Origin of the sequence: Synechococcus sp. R6-10 (assembly GCF_047461815.1) — a bacterium.
In the GTDB taxonomy this organism is placed as follows: Bacteria; Cyanobacteriota; Cyanobacteriia; order Thermostichales; family Thermostichaceae; genus Thermostichus.
In genome coordinates, this window is record NZ_JANSHW010000218.1 from 1 (window position 1) to 2,365 (window position 2,365).

Annotated in this window: 1 protein-coding gene and 1 pseudogene; one reads left to right on the top strand and one right to left on the bottom strand. The window is 56.7% G+C overall.

The genetic code is table 11. From position 1 onward, the window contains the following. Window positions 1-782, bottom strand: a 782-nt coding sequence (locus NW837_RS06955) for a LysR substrate-binding domain-containing protein (RefSeq protein ID WP_414330159.1), incomplete at its 3' end; no start/stop codon positions are given. A 571-nt stretch (window positions 783-1,353) separates the two neighbouring features. Here NW837_RS06955 and NW837_RS06960 point away from each other — a divergent pair. Further along, window positions 1,354-2,365, top strand: a pseudogene (locus tag NW837_RS06960) (hypothetical protein); the annotation flags it as partial.

Here is a 2,365-nt window from a genome sequence, read left to right on the forward strand (position 1 = left end):
ACATCCAAAATAGCCAGATGATGCTGCCACCCCCCCAAGGCCAACACATGCTGAGACAAAACCGAAATGCCCAATCCACCCACAATGCCCTGGCGAATGGCTTCGCTGCTGCCTATCTCCATGCGGATGTTGAGTTTCAGGTTATGCTTCTCAAAAAGCCGCTCTACAGCCATGCGGGTGCCGGAGCCGGGTTCACGGGCTAAAAAAGGTTCTTGGGCAATGCGCGCCAGAGGGATCCGCTTTTGGCCCACCAGCGGATGATGAATGGGGGCCATCACCACCAAGGGATTTTCCAGAAAAGGTTGCGCCACCACGTCCAGATCTTCTGGCGGCATCCCCATCACGTAGAGATCGTCCATGTTGTTGCTCATCCGCTCCAAAACCTGCTGGCGGTTGAGCACCCTAAGAGCTACGTCAATGCCGGGATACTGCTGACAAAATGGCCCCAGCAGACGGGGTATAAAGTATTTGGCAGTGGTGACCACTCCAATGCTCAGCCGTCCCTGCTTTAACCCCTTCAGGTCGGCAAGGGTCATCTCGAATTGATTCAATTGTTCAAAAATCTTCTCGCAGGTTTGGTGTAAAGCTTGCCCCGCTTCGGTGAGATACAGCCGCTTGCCCACCTGTTCAAACAGCGGCAACCCTACAGCTTTGCTCAATTGCTTGATCTGCATGGAAATCGTGGGCTGGGTCAGGTAAAGCTCTTCTGCAGCGCGGGTAAAGCTCAAGTGACGAGCGGCAACCTCGAAGATTTGCAGTTGATGCAGGGTAATGGCCTTCATGGACAATCAAGAAAAGCTAAAGGTTTACTACTAAATCATAAGCGCTAATCTATGCCTTTTGGCGAGATCCCTAGGAGAACCTGGCTAACGGTCACAGTGGCGAAAGGGGCAAAACCGAAGAGCAAACCCCTGCCACTGGGATCGGAGGTCTAGTCATTCTAAACAGGAATGAAACATTTCTGTTGCACTACTCCCCAACTCCCCTCTCCCCGATGGAGAGGGATTAGAGGTGGCTGTAGAAGCGGCGCAGAGCGCTGAGAAGGTGTCTCAATCTAGATTGAAATAACTATAGAGATTGGCCAAGGGATTGCGCCGGTGTGGGCACGGGCGGCCGTTTTTTTTCAATAGCCGCTCTCTGGGCAGGAGAAGAGTACGATCGCAGACATTCTCGTGGAGGTTGAGAGTGCTGAGACTGCCGAAAAACAAAGGGAGCCGCTGGCTTGCGGGTGTGCTGGGCGCACTGATATTGCTGGGATCCGGAATCACGGCCCAGGCTCAGTTCTTGTGGCCCGGCCATTCCCTTTTCCCCAGCTCTGGTTCCGTAGACAGTGCGGAACAGAGGGGATCCCACTTGGCTGCTCGGCTCGACGCCTACTGCCGACAGCCGCCCGAGGAGGTAGCGCGCAAGGCTCAACTGCGCCAGCAGGCTGCCCAGTCGAATGCTGCTTGGGCCGAGTACACCCAAGTTTTGGCCGAACATGGCGCTGCCTTGATTGCCTGCCGCAGCCAACGCTGGCCCCAGATCCAGGCCATTTGGGTACGTCTGCACCCTTGTGATGCCAATCCGGGCGTGTTGGATCAGGTATTCGACCAAGTAGTGAACCTGGGCTACAACCGCGTCTTTATCGAGACCTTTTACGATGGCCGCTCTATTTTGCCGGATGGCGCAGGGGGGATCTGGCCCAGCTTACAGCCCAACGCCGACTTGTTGGATCTGGCTCTGAAGGCGGCACGACGCCGCGGCTTATCTGCCTATGCCTGGGTGTTTTCCCTCAATTTCGGCTACAGCTACGGACAACGGCCCGATCGACAGGTGGCCCTGGCCCGCAACGGTCGCGGCATCACCACTGTCTTGGATCCCGCTACAGCCCTTTCGGAAGACCTGGGCAGTCCTGGCGAGGTATTTGTGGATCCCTTTCATCCCCTGGCACGGCGGGATTTTGCCGAGTTGGTCCGCCGCATTCTACAGCGACAGCCAGATGGGATCCTTTTCGACTACATTCGCTATCCGCGTGGCTCAGGGGGATCCAGCGTGGCAGCCACCGTCCGAGACTTGTGGATTCACGGAGAGGCCGCTCGGAAAGCCTACCTCAATTTGGCAGAAAACCCGGCGGGTCGGGCGCTGCTGGAGCGCTATTTGAGCCAGGGCTACATTGCAGTGGCAGATGTTCTCCATCTGGATGCCACCTATGCCGAAGAGCCCAGGTGGCGGCAGCCAGGGGATCCCTGGCCCAGCCCGACCGAGAAATGGGCGCTTTCCCCAGAGTTACTGGACTGGGCTGCCCAAGACATGGCCAGCAGGAATTGGCAGGGGGATCAGCTTTCCTCTGCAAAAGATTTACCAGAGAGTCTGGAGAAACCGG